Genomic DNA, 15,674 nt, shown 5'->3' on the forward strand with positions numbered 1-15,674 from the left:
CTGGCGGCTAATGGGCGACGGCGGCGGCGCCGTGTTCGTCGATCAGCGCACCGGTTTCGAAGCGCTCCAGGGCGAACGGCTTGTTCAGCTTGTGCGGGGCACCCGTGGCGATGTTGTGCGCAAAGGTAAGGCCGGCCGCCGGAGTGCCCTTGAAGCCGCCCGTGCCCCAGCCGCAGTTCACGAACATGTTGTCCACTGGGGTGTTGCCCACGATGGGGGAGGCATCCAGGGTGGTGTCAACGATGCCGCCCCAGGTACGCAGCACGTGCGCCCGGGCAAAGATGGGGAACAGCTCGACGGCGGCAGCCATCTGGTGCTCGATCACGTGGAAGGAGCCGCGCTGGCCGTAGCCGTTGTAGGAGTCAACACCGGCACCCATCACCAGTTCGCCCTTGTGGGCCTGGGAAACGTACACGTGCACGTGGTTGGACATGACCACTGTGGGGTGGACCGGTTCGTGCAGTTCAGAGACCAGTGCCTGGAGGGGGTGGGACTGGATGGGGAGCCGGAAGCCGGCCATTTCGGCCAGGACCGAGCTGTGGCCGGCAGCGCAGAGGCCCACCTTTTCGGTGTTGATGGTGCCGCGGTTGGTCTTGACGCCGGTAACGCGGTTGCCGTCCTTGATGAAGCCGGTGACTTCGCAGTTCTGGATGATGTCCACGCCCATCTCGTCGCACTTCCGGGCAAAGGCCCAGGCCACGTGGTCGTGCTTGGCGATGCCGGCGCGGGGCTGGTAGGTGGCGCCCATGACGGGGTAGCGGATGTTGTCGCTGATGTTCAGGATGGGGCAGAGTTCCTTGACCTGCTGGGGGTCGAGCCATTCAGCGTCCACGCCGTTGAGCTTGTTGGCCCCGACGCGGCGCATGCTTTCGCGGACATCCCCCAGCGTGTGGGCAAGGTTCATCACGCCGCGCTGGCTGAAGAGGAAATCGTATTCGAGCTCCTCCGGCAGGATTTCCCAAAGCTTGAGGGCGTGCTCGTAGATCGCGGCGCTCTCGTCCCAGAGGTAGTTGGAGCGGATGATGGTGGTGTTCCGGGCCATGTTGCCGCCGGCCAGCCAGCCCTTTTCGAGGACGGCGATGTTGGTCATGCCGTGGTTCTTGGCCAGGAAGTACGCGGTGGCCAGGCCGTGCCCGCCGCCGCCCACGATCACCGCGTCGTACGAGGACTTGGGCTCCGGGTTGCGCCAGAGGAAGTCCGGGTGCTCGGGGAGCTGCTGGGTGCTCACTGGGCTGCTCCAATCATGTCTGCTTCGAACGCGGCAATCTCGGTGCCGTCGCTGAGGTGGGGGTAGAGGGGGAACTTCTCGGCGAGGGCCGTCACCCGGGAGCGGAGTTCGACGACGGCGGCATCGCTGAGGGATGTGCTGCCGTCGGTGCCGGTGCCCGCCGCGGCGATGAGCGCCGCCGCAATGATGTCCGCAACCTCGGCGAATTCCTCGGCGCCGAAGCCGCGGGTGGCGAGGGCGGGGGTGCCGATGCGGAGGCCGGAGGAGACCATCGGCGGGCGGGGGTCGAACGGAACGGCGTTGCGGTTGACGGTGATGCCGATGCGGTGCAGGGCGTCTTCGGCCTGCTGTCCGTCCAGTTCGGAGTTCCGGAGGTCCACGAGGACCAGGTGGACGTCGGTGCCGCCGTTAACCACGGAGATTCCTGCTGCGGCAACATCCTCGCGGAGGAGCCGTTCGGCCAGAAGCTTGGATCCCTGGAGGACACGTTCCTGGCGTTCCTTGAATTCGGGGGAGGCAGCGAGCTTGAAGGCCACGGCCTTGGCGGCGATGACGTGTTCCAGCGGGCCGCCCTGCTGGCCCGGGAATACGGCGCTGTTGATCTTCTTGCCGTACTGCTCCTTGGCCAGGATGACGCCGCCGCGCGGGCCACCGAGGGTTTTGTGCGTGGTGGTGGTGACGACGTCGGCATACGGCACCGGGTTGGGGTGGAGCCCTGCGGCCACGAGGCCCGCGAAGTGGGCCATGTCCACCATGAGGTAGGCGTCCACGAGATCTGCGATGCGGCGGAATTCCGCGAAGTCGAGCTGGCGGGAGTAGGCGGACCAGCCGGCGACGATCAGCCGGGGGCGGTGCTCGAGAGCCAGGGCCTCAACCTCGGCCATGTCGACGCGGAGGTCGGATTCGCGCACGTGGTACGGGACCACGTTGTAAAGCTTGCCGGAGAAGTTGATCTTCATGCCGTGCGTCAGGTGACCGCCGTGGGCCAGGTCAAGGCCCATGATGGTGTCGCCCGGGTTCAGCAGGGCGAACATGGCCGCGGCGTTGGCCTGCGCGCCGGAGTGCGGCTGTACGTTGGCGAACTCGGCGCCGAAGAGGGCTTTGACACGGTCAATGGCCAGCTGCTCCACCACATCTACATGTTCGCAGCCGCCGTAGTAGCGCTTGCCCGGGTAGCCCTCGGCGTACTTGTTGGTCAGGACCGAGCCCTGTGCCTCCATGACTGCGGACGGGGCGAAGTTCTCGGAGGCGATCATCTCCAGCGTGGACTGCTGGCGCACCAGCTCCTGGGCGATGGCCTGCTGGACCTCGGGATCGACTGCGGAAAGTCGCTCGTTCAACTGCTCAACCACGGATGCTCCTTTGAAATACCACTTGCTGGATAACTGATATATCAGTGTGTTGCTCAATGGTATGATTATGATCACAGCAGAGTCAATAGCCGGTGCGGAAGCGGCAAGAAGCTTTCGTTTCGGTTTCACGTTGTACAAACGAACGGAGCGGCGCATTGAACGCACTTCTTGCCCTGCCCCAGACCGAGGACGAGGCACCGTCCCAGGCTGAGGCCGCGTACCGCCAGCTGCGGGACAAGCTGATCATGCTGGAAATCCGGCCGGGCGAGCCGATCAACGAAGGCCAACTCGCTACAGAGCTGGGATTCGGCCGCACGCCGGTCCGGGAGGCGATTAAGCGCCTGGAGGTGGACCACCTTGTGGTGTCCTACCCGCGCCGGGGAACCTTCGCCACCAACGTGGACTTCACGGAACTGGCGGACGTGTCGGAGATCCGGGAACTGCTGGAGCCGTTGGCGGCCCGCCGTGCTGCCCGCAGGGCAAACGAGGCCATGCGCCGCGAACTGCTGGAGGTGGCGGATGCCATTGCCGGGATCGACCCCGGGCCCGGTGAGTCACGCGACCTCATGCGCTACGACCTCATGGTGCATCGGCTGATCTACAAGGCAGCCGCGAACCCGCATCTGGAAAGCACCCTGATCCGCTACGACAACCTGGCCACGCGAATCTGGTGCGTGGTGCTGGACAAGGTCCCTTCCGTCACCGGGCACATTACCGAGCACGTCGACCTGCTGAGAGCGGTGGCCGAAGGGGATGCCGACAAGGCGGCCGAGCTGGCCCTGCACCATGTCACCAGCTTCGAGGAAACCATCCGCAAGATCCTCTGAGTGCCCTGCCAACCGGGACGCTCTCTCCCTTAACGCCACCGAAACCGCGACGCTCTCTCACTTTTCGAAGGATGGTCACCGCTCGATGCCCGCAGTTACCCGGAACGCACCGCAGCGTACTGCCAGGTTCGGCCTGGCCTTCATCGGCGTGCTGCTCATCGCGGTCAATCTCCGGGTGTCCTTTGTCAGCGTGGGACCCGTTCTGTCGAACATCAGCGGTGACCTTGGCCTCTCCAGCGCCGCGGCAGGGTTCCTCACGGGTCTTCCGCTTATTGTCTTCGCGGTCTTTTCACCCGTGGCACCCGCGTTCGCTGCCCGTCTGGGGCTGGACCGAGCGCTGTGGATGTCCCTGCTGATCCTGGCCTCGGGAATCGTGCTTCGCTCCTTACCTGTGCCGTCTTCCATCTGGGTGGGGACAGCATTGATCGGGCTGGCTATCGCATTTCTCAATGTCCTGGTGCCCTCTTTGGTGAAGCGGGACTTTCCGGCGAGAGTCAGCCAGGTCACTGGAACATACACCGCCACGCAGGCCGCCGTCGCCGCTATGGGGGCGGCCGTAGTCGTTCCCGTGGCCCAAACGTCGCCGGCCGGATGGCGCCTTGCACTCGGCATCTGGGTGGGACTGGCCCTCATTGCCATGGCGGTGCTCCTGCCCTGGCTGCGCCGGCACAGCCGCCCGCTGGTTGCCGCCGCACCGGTGGCCTCCTACAGGTCGCCGTGGTCCTCCGCGCTGGGCTGGCAGGTGACGGTCTTCATGGGGCTGCAGTCGATCGCCTTTTACGTCCTGATGGCCTGGCTGCCCACCATCGAACAGAGCCGGGGCGTCCCGACCACAACCGCAGGAATCCATCTGTCCGTCTTCCTGCTCATCAGCGTCTTCGCCAGCCTTCTTGCAGGGGGAATCCTGCACCGCGGCCCGGACCAGCGGATCGTTTCCTTCGCAAGCGGCGCAATCATGGTGGTGACCTTCCTGGGGCTGGCACTTGCGCCGGACCTTATCCTGCTGTGGGTGCTTGCGGGCGCCATTGGCTGCGGAAGCCTTATTGTCATCGCCTTATCGCTGTTCAGCCTCCGTACCGTCAGCCACCCGCAGGCAGCCTCCCTGTCCGGCATGGCGCAATCTGTTGGCTATGGCATGGCTGCTGTAGGGCCGGTGATGTTCGGGGCCCTTCGGGATGTGAGCGGAGGATGGACACTCCCGCTCCTCGTCACCGCGGGGATTATGACGGTTCTGGCCGTCACCGGCGTGCTTGCCGGCCGGGGCAGGGTTATTGGCGGTCACGCGGGATGAACGGGCCAGCGTTGGAAAGCCACACGGTTGAGAAAAACCCCCCACAGCGGTCCGTGGAAGACATTATGATCACCTGCCCGAAGACGCTGCTGGAGGACTGCACCGTCGAGCAGGTGCGCAGATTTTTCGGGGACGACCACGTCCATATGGCCTTGATCGTGGATCCGGCTAACCGCCTCCTCGGCACGCTGGAGCGGTCCGATATCCCGAAAGGGGCACCACCGGCGGCCCGGGCCCTCTCCTATGGCGTGATGCCCAACAGGAGTATCGGTCCCCGGGTGCCTGTTGAAGCCGGCACAGCTGCGCTGCAGGCAGCCGGCAGGCGCCGGCTTGCAGTAGTGGACGACGACGGCACGCTTCTTGGTCTGCTCTGCCTGAAGCGGAGCGGCCTCGGCTTTTGCAGTGATGCAGGAGTTGCTGCCCGCGCTGCGGATAAGCAGCGCCAAGACTCAAGCGGGGCACCTTTTGCGTGTGGTTGATTTCACCCTGCGCAACCTACTTGAGAGTATGGACCATGGCTTCGAACAATGAGCGCGAACCCGACATCGACGTTGAGGCGGGACAGTCCGGCGGCGTTCAGTCTGTAGACCGCGCCCTGGCAGTGCTGGAAATCCTGGCCCGGGACGGCCATGCCGGAGTGAGCGAAATCGCCGAGGAGATGGGCATTCACAAGTCCACGGTGTCGCGCCTGCTCGGTTCCCTGGTCAGTCGCGAGATGGTCCACCAGAACAGCGAACGCGGCAAGTACCAGCTGGGCTTCGGCATCCTGCGCCTGGCCAGTTCCATCCCCGGCAGGCTCAGCCTGGTGCGGGAAGCGCGCCCGGTCCTCGAAGCTCTGGCCGAGGAGTTCAAGGAAACCGTCAACCTTGCGGTGCTGCGCTCCAACTTCGCCGTAAACGTGGACCAGGCCATGGGCCCTTCCACCCTCGCCACCTACGACTGGGTGGGCAGTTTGACGCCGTTGCACGCTACCAGCAGTGGCAAGATCCTGCTTGCAGGGCTGCCGGCGGAGGAGCGTGCACGGATACTGAAGGAAACCGGGCTCCCGGCCCGCACGCCGCGCACCATCACAGACAGGAAAGAACTCGAAACCCAGTTACTTGACGTGGCCCGGCAGGGTTATGGCGTGGTGCGGGAGGAATTCGAGATCGGGCTCAACTCCATCTCGGTGCCGGTCTACAACCATGTGGGCGCGGTAGTCGGGGCCGTTAGCATTTCCGGACCCGCCTTCCGCTTCGAACCGGAAAAGGAACCGGGACTCCTGGACGGGCTGAAAGAAGCAGGGCTGGAAATCAGCGCGCGGTTGGGCTACGCCCGCCACTGATGCGCCTGTGCCGATGCAGGATAGGGGCGCTGCCGAATGCCAGCACGCCCCGCACGGCAGCGCTCAGAGATCCTCTTCGAGCCGGGCGGTGAGGATCCGATTCGCGTTAACCTGCAGGATGCCGAGCGACTCCTGGATCAGGGGTGAGTTTATGCTGCCCCTGCGCACCGCGGCGACAATGCGTCGCGTGGGTTTAGCCTCGCCGGTGATACGCAGCCGAACCACGTTCTCCGCACCATGCAAAGGCGCCAGCCGGGGCAGCAGGCCGACGCCCAGCCCCGCACCCACGAACGCGATCTGGGTTTCCCATTCGATAGCCTCATGGGCAATCCGTGGTGTTACCCCGATTGCCGTGAAGGCCGCGGTGAAGAGGGAATGATAGGTGGAACCGGCGGCCTCCGTGATCCAGGGTTCGGATGCCAGCTCTTCAAGGGTGGCTGTTCCCCGTGACGCCAGCGGATGGTCACCGGGAATGATGACATCAAGTGGATCGTCGAGCAAGACTTTCTGCTCGAAGCGCGGATCGTCCTCACCATAGGTGTCGGATTGCATGGCGACAATGACCGCAAGGTCGATCCGTTCCGCGATCAACAAGTCGAAGCAGCGGGCCGGATCGGCCTCAAGAACCTGAACCTCCAGCAGGGGGCGCGTTGAGCGTAAGGTGGTGGCCAGCGGCGCGAGCAACTGGGCGGCTGCTGTGGAAAATCCCCCGATGCCAAAATGGGGCTGCACCTGGTCGCCGGCCTCCATGGCCGCGGCGCGCAGGCGCTCCCACTCCGCAATAAGGGGGTCCGAACCCGCCACGAGAAACCGTCCTGTGGCTGTCAGCCGCACGCCCCGGCCGTCTTTCGTCAGCAGCTGCATTCCAAGCACGCGCTGGAGCTCCCGCAGTTGCGCAGAGACGGCGGAGGGGGAGTAGCCCGTAAGCTCAGCGGTCGCGCCTATAGTGCCGCACCGGGCGAACACGCGAAGTGTGATAAGCCTCGAATCGATCATGCACTTATTGTGCAGGGTAACCTTCGGAATTTTGCGCTTTTTTTGCGGCTCCTGTGACTCTAATCTCATCCTTACAAAGTTTTTCGATCATGCCGCTTTCACCCGCGCCTCCATGGTCAACAAGCAATACCCACTACCCATGCCTCCCGGGAGGAAACCCATGACTGTTTCAGTGAACGTGCCCCTCAATTCACGCGGCAAACTCGCTGCATCTTTGCCTGCCGAGCAGCTGGCTGAAATCACCGAGTTGTTTGAGTTCCGGCGCACCGGCTACTCCCTCGACGCACCCTTCTACACCGATCCCTCGATCTTCAACATCGACATGAAGGCCATTTTCGGCCAGCACTGGATCTTTGCGGCCAGCACGGCCGAACTGCCCGAGCCCGGCGACTACGTGACGGTCGACTACGGACCCTACTCCCTGATTGTGCTGCGTAACGACGACGGCGACGTGAACGTCCTGCACAACGTATGCCGCCACCGCGGCGCCCGCGTCCTGACCGAAGCTGCCGGTTCCACCGGAAACCTGGTCTGTGGCTACCACTCCTGGACCTACTCCCCGGAGGGCAACCTGATCCATGCCTCCGCTCCGGGGGAAACCAAGTTCGACAAGAGCTGCTTCGGCCTCAAGCGCGCCCACGGCCGCGAGGTCGCCGGCCTCATCTTCGTCTGCATCGCGGATGAACCGCCGACAGACTTCGACGAAACCGCCAAGATCTTCGAGCCTTACCTCGCGCCCCACGATCTCTCCAAGACGAAAATTGCCTACCAGCAAAACATCATCGAAGAGGGCAACTGGAAGCTCGTCATGGAGAACAACCGCGAGTGTTACCACTGTGACGGCCACCCTGAGCTCGCCTGCTCCCTCTTCCCCACCTGGGGCCTGACGGAGGGCCTGGTCCCGCCCCACCTTGAAGAAGTGTGGGACCGTAACAAAGAGGCACAGTCCTCGCTCGAAGAGCGTTGCCGCCGCTATGGCCTTCCCTACGAGGTGGTCGAGCAGCTCGACACCCGCATCGCGGGAATCCGGATCTCACGGGAATCACTCGATGGAGAGGGCGAATCGTTCTCCGCCGACGGGCGCAGGCTTTCCAAGAAGCTGCTCGGTGACTTGCCCGACTTCCGCCTTGGCCGCTGCTCCATGCACCTGCAGCCCAACAGCTGGTTCCATTTCCTCGGCGACCACGTCATCACCTTCGGTGTTTTCCCCATCAACGAACACCAGAGCCTCGTACGCACCACCTGGCTGGTGGCGGACGACGCCGTGGAAGGCGTCGACTACGACCTGGAGAAGCTCACCTACACCTGGAAGCAGACGAACCTGCAGGACAAGGCGTTCGTGGAACTCTGCCAGCAGGGTGCCGCCAGCCCCGCCTACGAGCCCGGCCCCTACATGAAGAGCGAATACCAGGTTGAGGCATTCATCAACTGGTACGTGCAGCGCGTGCAGGAGCACCTGGCATGATTGAACTCCTCACTGAAACGGCCATCCAGGAACCACAGCGAATTCGCGGTCTTGAGATGCCGTGGAACAGAGTGATGGGAAGCACTGAAACACCTGCCCGGGCAGCCCGGGCATTGAACCCGTGGCATCCGCAGGAATTCATGGCCGAATGCGTCGAGACCATTCCCGAGGCCGGCGCCATGATGACCTTCGTGTTCCGCCGCTGCGATGGCGCGCCCCTGGCGTTCCGCGCGGGCCAGTACGTGAACATCGCATTCCCCTTGAACGGCGAGGACCAGGACCCGGTGGACCGCAGCTACTCGCTGTCCAGCTCGCCCACCCAGCCGTGGACCTTCAACATCACCGTCAAATGCGACTCCACCGGCCTGGTCTCGCCATGGGTGCACGAGAACGTTAAGCCCGGCACCGTTCTTGAAATGCTGGGACCCGTGGGAGCATTCCACCTGCCCGACGCCGACCGGCGGGCACGGTATCTCTTGCTTGCTGCCGGCGCCGGCATCACTCCGATCATGTCCATGGTGCGGACCATCCACTCCCTGCCCGGCCACGCCGACGTTGTGGTGCTCTACCACGGCTCGGATGCCGGAGGCTTTGCCTTCCACCGGGAGTTGGCCTACATCGCGTCCGTGGACTCGCGCGTCAAGGTCCACTACTCCCTGGGCAGCCGAAGCGAACCGGAGGGCTGGGAAGGGCTCCGTGGAAGGCTGACGGCGGCCATGCTCGAGGAGGTGGCCCCCGACGCCAACGGCCGGCAGGTATACGCATGTGGCCCCGAGGGTTACCTGAACACCGCCACCGAACTCCTTCAAAAGGTTGGTGTCGACGACACGTCCATTTACATGGAGTTCTTCTCGGGAGACCGGCAGACGCTCCTTGAATACCAGGCGGAGGTGGCTCTCGCAGCCGACGTCGCGGAGGAAATCGCCGAGGAAATCGCCGAATCCGCCGAGGACTACTACGAAAGCCAGCCCGCCGCGTTCGGGCTCTACGAGCCTGGCTACGACGCCGACGGAACACTGGAGGCCTCGGGGCTGCCTCTGGAAATCAGCGAACCGGACAAGCCCGGCTCCGACCCCTCTGCCGACAGCCCGGGCGTGGAGCCGGAAGCCGCTTCCCCTGATGCCTCCAGCTTCGACACGGTGGGAACAGGCAGCCTCACCATGTCCTTCATGCGCACCGGTATCAATGTGCGGATCGACCCCACCGAGCGAATCCTTGAGGTTGCCCAGCGCGCCGGCGTCAGGATTGGGGCGAACTGCAAGGAAGGCATGTGCGGCTCCTGCAAAGTCGTCAAGCTTTCCGGCGAGGTCGAAATGAACCACCAGGGCGGGATCAGGGCGCGGGAAATCTCTGCAGGCAAATTCCTGCCCTGCTGCTCCGTTGCCCAGTCCGACCTGGTGATCGATGCCTGACCCCTGTTCCGGCCATTGTCAAGCCGCAGCTGAAACCCCTGAAATAGGGCTTAAGACTTCGGTAACTTCTTGACATCGGGTTGTGATTCGGGCCACTCTGTTGCTTATTACGAGACGCGTTGATCTTTGCGGAACAACCGCCGGGTTAGGGCAAAGCTGACCTCGATAGCCGAACGCCAGCAAAGCCCCAACCTTTCCCCCCGGCCTGTGGGCGCCGGAGTACAACGCCAGCCCATGAATTCAAACCAAAGGACTTGACATGGCTTTGAACAGCGATATCCGCCCGGACAAAGAGGTCCGGGCCGAACCAGATCTCCAGCCCGCTAACAACAGCGCGGAGGCCGAGGTGGAGAACACCGAGCAGATCATGCAGGAGCTTCGCCAGAGCCGCTCTGAGCAGGCGGTGGCGGAACGCCGGAACCGAAAGCTCACCCTGGACAAAGTCACCTTCGGCATCACGGGCCTCCTCGCCCTGGCCTTTGTTGCCTGGGGCTTCCTGGGCCGGGACAGCCTGTCCTCCACCTCCACCCTCGCCCTCGACTGGGTCATGGAGTACACCGGCTGGCTCTTCATGGTCCTGGCCTCATTGTTCGTCGTTTTTGTCCTGTGGCTGGCCCTGGGCAAGTGGGGCAACATCCCGCTGGGTAAAGATGGCGAAAAGCCCGAGTTCCGGACGGTCTCATGGGTTGCCATGATGTTCGCGGCCGGCATGGGCATCGGCCTGATGTTCTACGGCGTGGCCGAGCCGCTCTACCACTTCGTCTCCCCGCCGCCGGGAACCGTGGATGGACGGACGCCCGCGGCCGTCCAGACGGCCATGGCCACTTCCATCTTCCACTGGACCCTTCACCCCTGGGCCATGTACGCCGTCGTCGGAATCGCCATGGCCTACGGCACCTACCGCCTCGGCCGCCGGCAGCTCATCTCCGCAGCGTTCACGTCCCTGTTCGGGATCAGGACAGTGGAAGGGCCGGTGGGCAGGTTCATCAATATCCTGGCGATCTTTGCCACGCTTTTCGGCACGGCCGCGTCCCTCGGCCTCGGCGCACTCCAGATCGGCAGCGGACTCACATCCAACGGGTGGATCAGCGAAACCGGCACCCCTGTCCTGGTGGCCATCGTTGCCATCCTGACCGCCTGTTTCGTCGCCTCGGCCATTTCCGGGATCAGCCGTGGCATCCAATGGCTGTCCAACATCAACATGGTCCTGGCCGTGATCCTGGCGCTCATCGTTTTCGTCGCCGGGCCCACCCTGTTCATCCTCAACCTCATCCCCGCCGCGGTTGGAGACTACGCCAGGGACCTCGCCGAAATGTCCTCGCGGACCGAGGCCGTAGGTGACGAAGCGCTGCGGACCTGGTTGTCCGGCTGGACCATCTTCTACTGGGCCTGGTGGGTATCGTGGACGCCGTTCGTGGGCATGTTCATTGCCCGCATCAGCCGCGGCCGCACCATCCGCCAGTTCGTCACCGGCGTCCTGCTCGTCCCCAGCGTGGTCAGCGTCATCTGGTTCGGCATCTTTGGCGGCACGGCCTTCCACGTCCAGCAGGAGGCGGACAAGGCCGGCACCCCTGGCCTGGTGTCCATGGCAAGCGGATCACCTTCGATCAACTTCGACGGAGCACTGTTCGACCTCGTGAAGAACATGTCCATGCCTGCCTGGCTGACCGCATCGGTCATCGTCCTGGCCATGGTCCTGGTGGCCATCTTCTTCATCACCGGAGCGGATTCGGCGTCGATCATCATGGCGTCCCTGAGCTCCAACGGATCCTCTGACCCGAAGCGCGGCCTGATCATCTTCTGGGGCCTGCTGACAGGTGCAGTAGCTGCCGTGATGATGCTGGCCGGCGGCGACAAACCGTCCGAGGCGCTCTCCGGCCTGCAGCGCATCACCATTGTGGCGGCCCTGCCGTTCGTGCTGGTCATGCTGCTGCTGTGCTTCGCCCTGGTCAAGGACCTGCGCCGGGATCCGCTGTCCCTGCGACGGCGGCTGGCTGACTCGGTGGTGGAGCGCGCCATCCGCACGGGCGTGGACCAGCACGGCGGCGCCCAGTTTGACCTCGTGACAAAGCATGAATGCGGTGAACGCTGTTCAGAGGACGCGCCGTGCCACGGCAGTTCCAGTACGGCCGGCTCCACCGCAGTCGATCCCATTCCGGCGGATTCCGCCGTCGCCCCCAAGCACACGCAAGCACCCTAGGAGCACACCATGACTATCCTTCTTGAAAGCCGCCCGCCAGGCAGCGCCACCGCCGCAGCTGGTGCAGCCACGACGGCCCCGGCTACGCGTCCCGCGCAGTTCGTCCTTACCCTCTCCTGCCCCGAGAAGCCCGGCATCGTGCGGGCAGTGACGGGATTCCTGGCGGACCGCGGCTTCGACATCGTGGAGCACCAGCAGTTCGACGACCACGTCAGCGGAAAACTCTACCTGCGCACCGCCTTCACCCTTGGTTCCGACCTCCACCAGGACAACGGGCTCAACCACCAGGACGTCGATGTCCTGACGGAAGCCTTCGGTCCCATCGCCGCGGAATTCGGCATGAGCTTCACCTTCAATGACGGCAGGCCGCAGCGGCTGCTGGTGATGGTCTCGAAGTTCGGGCACTGCCTCAACGACCTCATTTTCCGCTGGCAGGCCGGAAGCCTTGGTGCGGAGATCGCCGTCGTGGTGTCCAACCATGAGGACCTGCGCCCCATGGCAGAGGCCGCCGGGCTGCCCTTCATCCACGTTCCGGTGACGGCCGCCACCAAGCCCGAGGCGGAAGCCCGGCTGCTGGAACTGGTGGAGGAGTACAACGCCGACCTGGTGGTCCTGGCCCGTTACATGCAGGTGCTGTCCAACGAACTGTGCAACAACCTCCGCGGACGGGCCATCAACATCCACCACTCGTTCCTGCCGGGATTCAAGGGCGCCAAGCCGTACCACCAGGCCTACGACCGCGGCGTCAAGCTCGTTGGGGCCACCGCCCACTACGTCACGGCGGACCTTGACGAGGGACCCATCATCGAGCAGGAGGTGTTCCGGGTGGACCACAGCCTGGACGCGGATGCCCTGGTGACCGTGGGCCGGGACGCCGAAACACAGGCGCTTGCCCGGGCCGTGAAATGGCACTGCCAGCACCGGGTCCTGCTCAACAACACCCGCACCGTCGTCTTCCGCTAACGCCAACGCCTCTTACGCAAAAACAGGAGAAACACACCCATGAGCGCATCACCACGCGTTGTCATTATCGGAGCCGGCATTGTCGGAACCAACCTTGCCGACGAACTCTCCACCCGCGGCTGGACCAACATCACGGTGGTGGAACAGGGCCCGCTGGAACTTGCCGGCGGCTCCACGTCGCATGCCCCGGGCCTGGTGTTCCAGAACAACCAGTCGCGCACCATGACCGAATTCGCCACCTACACGGTGAACAAGCTGCTGGCCCTGAGCAAGGACGGCGAGTCCTGCTTCAACCAGGTGGGCGGCCTGGAGCTGGCAACCACCCCCGAGCGCCTGGCCGACCTCAAGCGCAAGATGGGCGTGATGACCTCCTGGGGCGTCGAAAGCCGGATCGTCGACGCCGACGAATGCGAAAAGATCTACCCCCTCCTGAACACCGGCAAGCTCACCGGCGGCCGCGAAGTCCTGGGCGGCCTGCTCATCCCCACCGACGGCCTGGCCCTGGCAGCCCGTGCGGTGCAACTGCTGATCGAGCGCTCCGGCGAGCGTGGCGTGACCTTCCTCGGCTCCACTACGGTGACCGGCATCGCCCAGGAGGGCGGCAAGGTGACCGGCGTCGAAACCGACAACGGGCTGATTCCGGCTGACATCGTGGTGTCTTGTGCTGGTTTCTGGGGCCGGGAACTCGGCAAGATGGTGGGCCTCGAAGTCCCGCTGCTGCCGCTGGGCCACCAGTACGCCGTCACCACCCCGCTGCCCGAACTTGAGGGCGTCAACGAGCTTCCCAAGGGTGCCAGCAAGCCCATCCTGCGCTACCAGGACAAGGACCTGTACTACCGCGAATGGGGCAACCGCATCGGCATCGGCAGCTACGCCCACCGCCCCATGCCAGTGGACATGTCCGCCCTGCCGAAGGTCTCCGCGGAGGAAATGTCGGACCACCGCATGCCATCCCGCCTGGACTTCACCCTGGACGACTTCCTGCCCGCCTGGGAGGACAGCCGGGACCTGCTGCCTGCGCTGCGCAACGCCGAGATCGAGGATGGCTTCAACGGCATCTTCTCCTTCACCCCCGACGGCGGCCCGCTCATGGGCGAGGCGCCCGACCTCGAAGGCCTGTTCGTGGCCGAAGCCGTCTGGGTAACGCACTCGGCCGGCGTGGCCAAGGCCATGGCGGAGCTGCTGGTGGAAGGCCGGTCCCGCACGGACCTGCACGGCTGCGAGCTCACCCGCTTCGAAAAGGTCCAGACCTCCGACGCGTACGTCAGCGAGACGTCGCAGCAGAACTTCGTGGAGATCTACGACGTGATGCACCCGCTGCAGCCCAGGGAATTCCCGCGGGACCTGCGGGTTAGCCCGTTCAACGTCCGGCAGAAGGAACTTGGAGCGTTCTTCCTGGAGTCCGCCGGCTGGGAGCGGCCCCACTGGTTCGAGGCCAACCGCGGCCTGCTGGAGGAGCTCCCTGCCGAATGGCAGACGCCGGAGCGGGACCCCTGGTCTGCCTTGTTCTCTTCCCCCATCTCCGCAGCCGAGGCATGGAAGACGCGTACCGCCGTCGGACTTTTCGACATGACGCCGCTGAAGCGGCTGTCCGTTGTTGGCCCGGGCGCCCAGGCGTTGCTGCACCGGCTCAGCACGGGCAACATCGCCAAGAAGCCGGGTGCCGTGACGTACTGCCTGCTGCTGGAGCACGACGGCGGCATCCGCAGCGACGTGACCATCGCACGGCTGGCGGAGGAAGAATTCCAGCTGGGCGTGAACAGCAATGTGGACTTCGACTACCTCCGGGTGGAGGCCCGCAAGCAGTCTGCTGCCGATCCTGCCCAGTGGGCGCACGTCACGGACATCACCGGCAGCACCTGCTGCATCGGCCTGTGGGGCCCGCTGGCACGCGAAGTCATCGGCAAGGTCAGCGCTGATGACCTCACCAACGAGGGCCTGAAGTACTTCCGGACCAAGGAAATCTCCGTTGGCGGCATCCCGGTCACCGCCATGAGGCTTTCCTACGTGGGTGAACTCGGCTGGGAGCTGTACACCACCGCCGAGTACGGGTTGAAGCTTTGGGACCTGCTGTTCGAGGCGGGCCAGGAGCACGGCATCATTGCCGCCGGCCGTGGCGCTTTCAACAGCATGCGCCTTGAAAAGGGCTACCGGCTGTGGGGCACGGACATGACGTCCGAGCACCACCCGTACGAGTCAGGCCTTGGCTTTTCCGTGGCCAAGGACAAGACGGGCTTCGTGGGCGCAGAAGCCCTTGCAGAACGCAAGGAGCAGCCGGCCACGCGTGCGCTGCGGTGCCTGACGATCGACGACGGCACGTCCCTGGTGCTGGGCAAGGAACCCGTGTACGTGAACGGCGCGGCTGCCGGGTACGTTACGAGCGCCGCTTACGGCTACTCGGTCCGGAAGCCGATTGCCTACGCCTGGCTGCCGGCTTCGGTTTCCGAGGGCGACGCCGTGGAGGTCGAATACTTCGGCAAGCGCATCGCGGCGACCGTCTCGCCCGAACCGCTCTTCGACCCCGGTATGGAGCGGCTCCGCGGCTAAGCAGGTGGTCCGCTGAGCCAGCGGGCACCCAACCACACGAAGCCCGCCGGTCCTGGGAAGTCCCAGGAC

At 64.5% G+C, this 15,674-nt stretch carries 12 protein-coding genes; 9 read left to right on the top strand and 3 right to left on the bottom strand.

Annotation, left to right across the window (positions count from 1 at the left end):
- Nucleotides 1-7: 7 nt before the first annotated feature.
- Complete coding sequence (locus AC5RTE_RS05215) at nt 8-1,228, bottom strand: sarcosine oxidase subunit beta family protein (RefSeq protein ID WP_494040343.1); 1,221 nt, start codon at nt 1,226-1,228, stop codon at nt 8-10.
- Entirely contained in the window at nt 1,225-2,580 is a 1,356-nt protein-coding gene (gene glyA, locus AC5RTE_RS05220; RefSeq protein ID WP_494040344.1) for a serine hydroxymethyltransferase, read from the bottom strand. Before glyA ends, AC5RTE_RS05215 begins: the two co-directional genes overlap by 4 nt.
- Before the next feature lie 155 nt (nt 2,581-2,735).
- On the opposite strand from glyA, the gene AC5RTE_RS05225 reads away from it, so the two are divergent.
- The 4 genes from AC5RTE_RS05225 (at nt 2,736) to AC5RTE_RS05240 (ending at nt 6,022) form a co-directional block, all read left to right on the top strand.
- Complete coding sequence (locus AC5RTE_RS05225) at nt 2,736-3,407, top strand: GntR family transcriptional regulator (RefSeq protein WP_494040345.1); 672 nt, start codon at nt 2,736-2,738, stop codon at nt 3,405-3,407.
- 85 nt (nt 3,408-3,492) lie between these two features.
- Entirely contained in the window at nt 3,493-4,698 is a 1,206-nt protein-coding gene (locus tag AC5RTE_RS05230; RefSeq protein WP_494040346.1) for an MFS transporter, read from the top strand.
- Between the two features lie 65 nt (nt 4,699-4,763).
- Entirely contained in the window at nt 4,764-5,177 is a 414-nt protein-coding gene (locus AC5RTE_RS05235; RefSeq protein ID WP_494040347.1) for a CBS domain-containing protein, read from the top strand.
- A 35-nt stretch (nt 5,178-5,212) separates the two neighbouring features.
- Entirely contained in the window at nt 5,213-6,022 is an 810-nt protein-coding gene (locus tag AC5RTE_RS05240; RefSeq protein ID WP_494040348.1) for an IclR family transcriptional regulator, read from the top strand.
- Nucleotides 6,023-6,085: 63 nt separating this feature from the next.
- On the opposite strand, the gene AC5RTE_RS05245 is transcribed toward AC5RTE_RS05240, so the two are convergent.
- A complete protein-coding gene (locus AC5RTE_RS05245) occupies nt 6,086-7,018 on the bottom strand; it encodes a LysR family transcriptional regulator (RefSeq protein ID WP_494040349.1) in 933 nt (310 codons plus the stop codon).
- A 160-nt stretch (nt 7,019-7,178) separates the two neighbouring features.
- Here AC5RTE_RS05245 and AC5RTE_RS05250 point away from each other — a divergent pair, with 160 nt between their 5' ends.
- The 5 genes from AC5RTE_RS05250 to AC5RTE_RS05270 all read left to right on the top strand — a co-directional run bounded on the left by AC5RTE_RS05250 (nt 7,179) and on the right by AC5RTE_RS05270 (nt 15,605).
- On the top strand, nt 7,179-8,483 hold the full coding sequence (locus AC5RTE_RS05250; RefSeq protein ID WP_494040350.1) for an aromatic ring-hydroxylating oxygenase subunit alpha: 1,305 nt from the start codon (nt 7,179-7,181) through the stop codon (nt 8,481-8,483).
- Nucleotides 8,480-9,895, top strand: a complete 1,416-nt coding sequence (locus AC5RTE_RS05255) for a ferredoxin reductase (protein ID WP_494040351.1) — start codon at nt 8,480-8,482, stop codon at nt 9,893-9,895. The genes AC5RTE_RS05250 and AC5RTE_RS05255 overlap by 4 nt, the downstream gene beginning before the upstream one ends.
- A 259-nt stretch (nt 9,896-10,154) precedes the next feature.
- Nucleotides 10,155-12,095, top strand: coding sequence for a BCCT family transporter (locus tag AC5RTE_RS05260; RefSeq protein ID WP_494040352.1), 1,941 nt, complete (start codon nt 10,155-10,157; stop codon nt 12,093-12,095).
- A 9-nt stretch (nt 12,096-12,104) separates the two neighbouring features.
- Nucleotides 12,105-13,058: a formyltetrahydrofolate deformylase gene (gene purU, locus AC5RTE_RS05265; RefSeq protein ID WP_494040353.1), complete on the top strand. Its 954-nt coding sequence runs from the start codon at nt 12,105-12,107 to the stop codon at nt 13,056-13,058.
- A gap of 39 nt (nt 13,059-13,097) precedes the next feature.
- The gene (locus AC5RTE_RS05270; RefSeq protein ID WP_494040354.1) at nt 13,098-15,605 is read left to right on the top strand and encodes a GcvT family protein; all 2,508 of its coding nucleotides are present in this window, start codon (nt 13,098-13,100) and stop codon (nt 15,603-15,605) included.
- Nucleotides 15,606-15,674: the final 69 nt, after the last annotated feature.

Source organism: Arthrobacter sp. K41 (genome assembly GCF_059089645.1).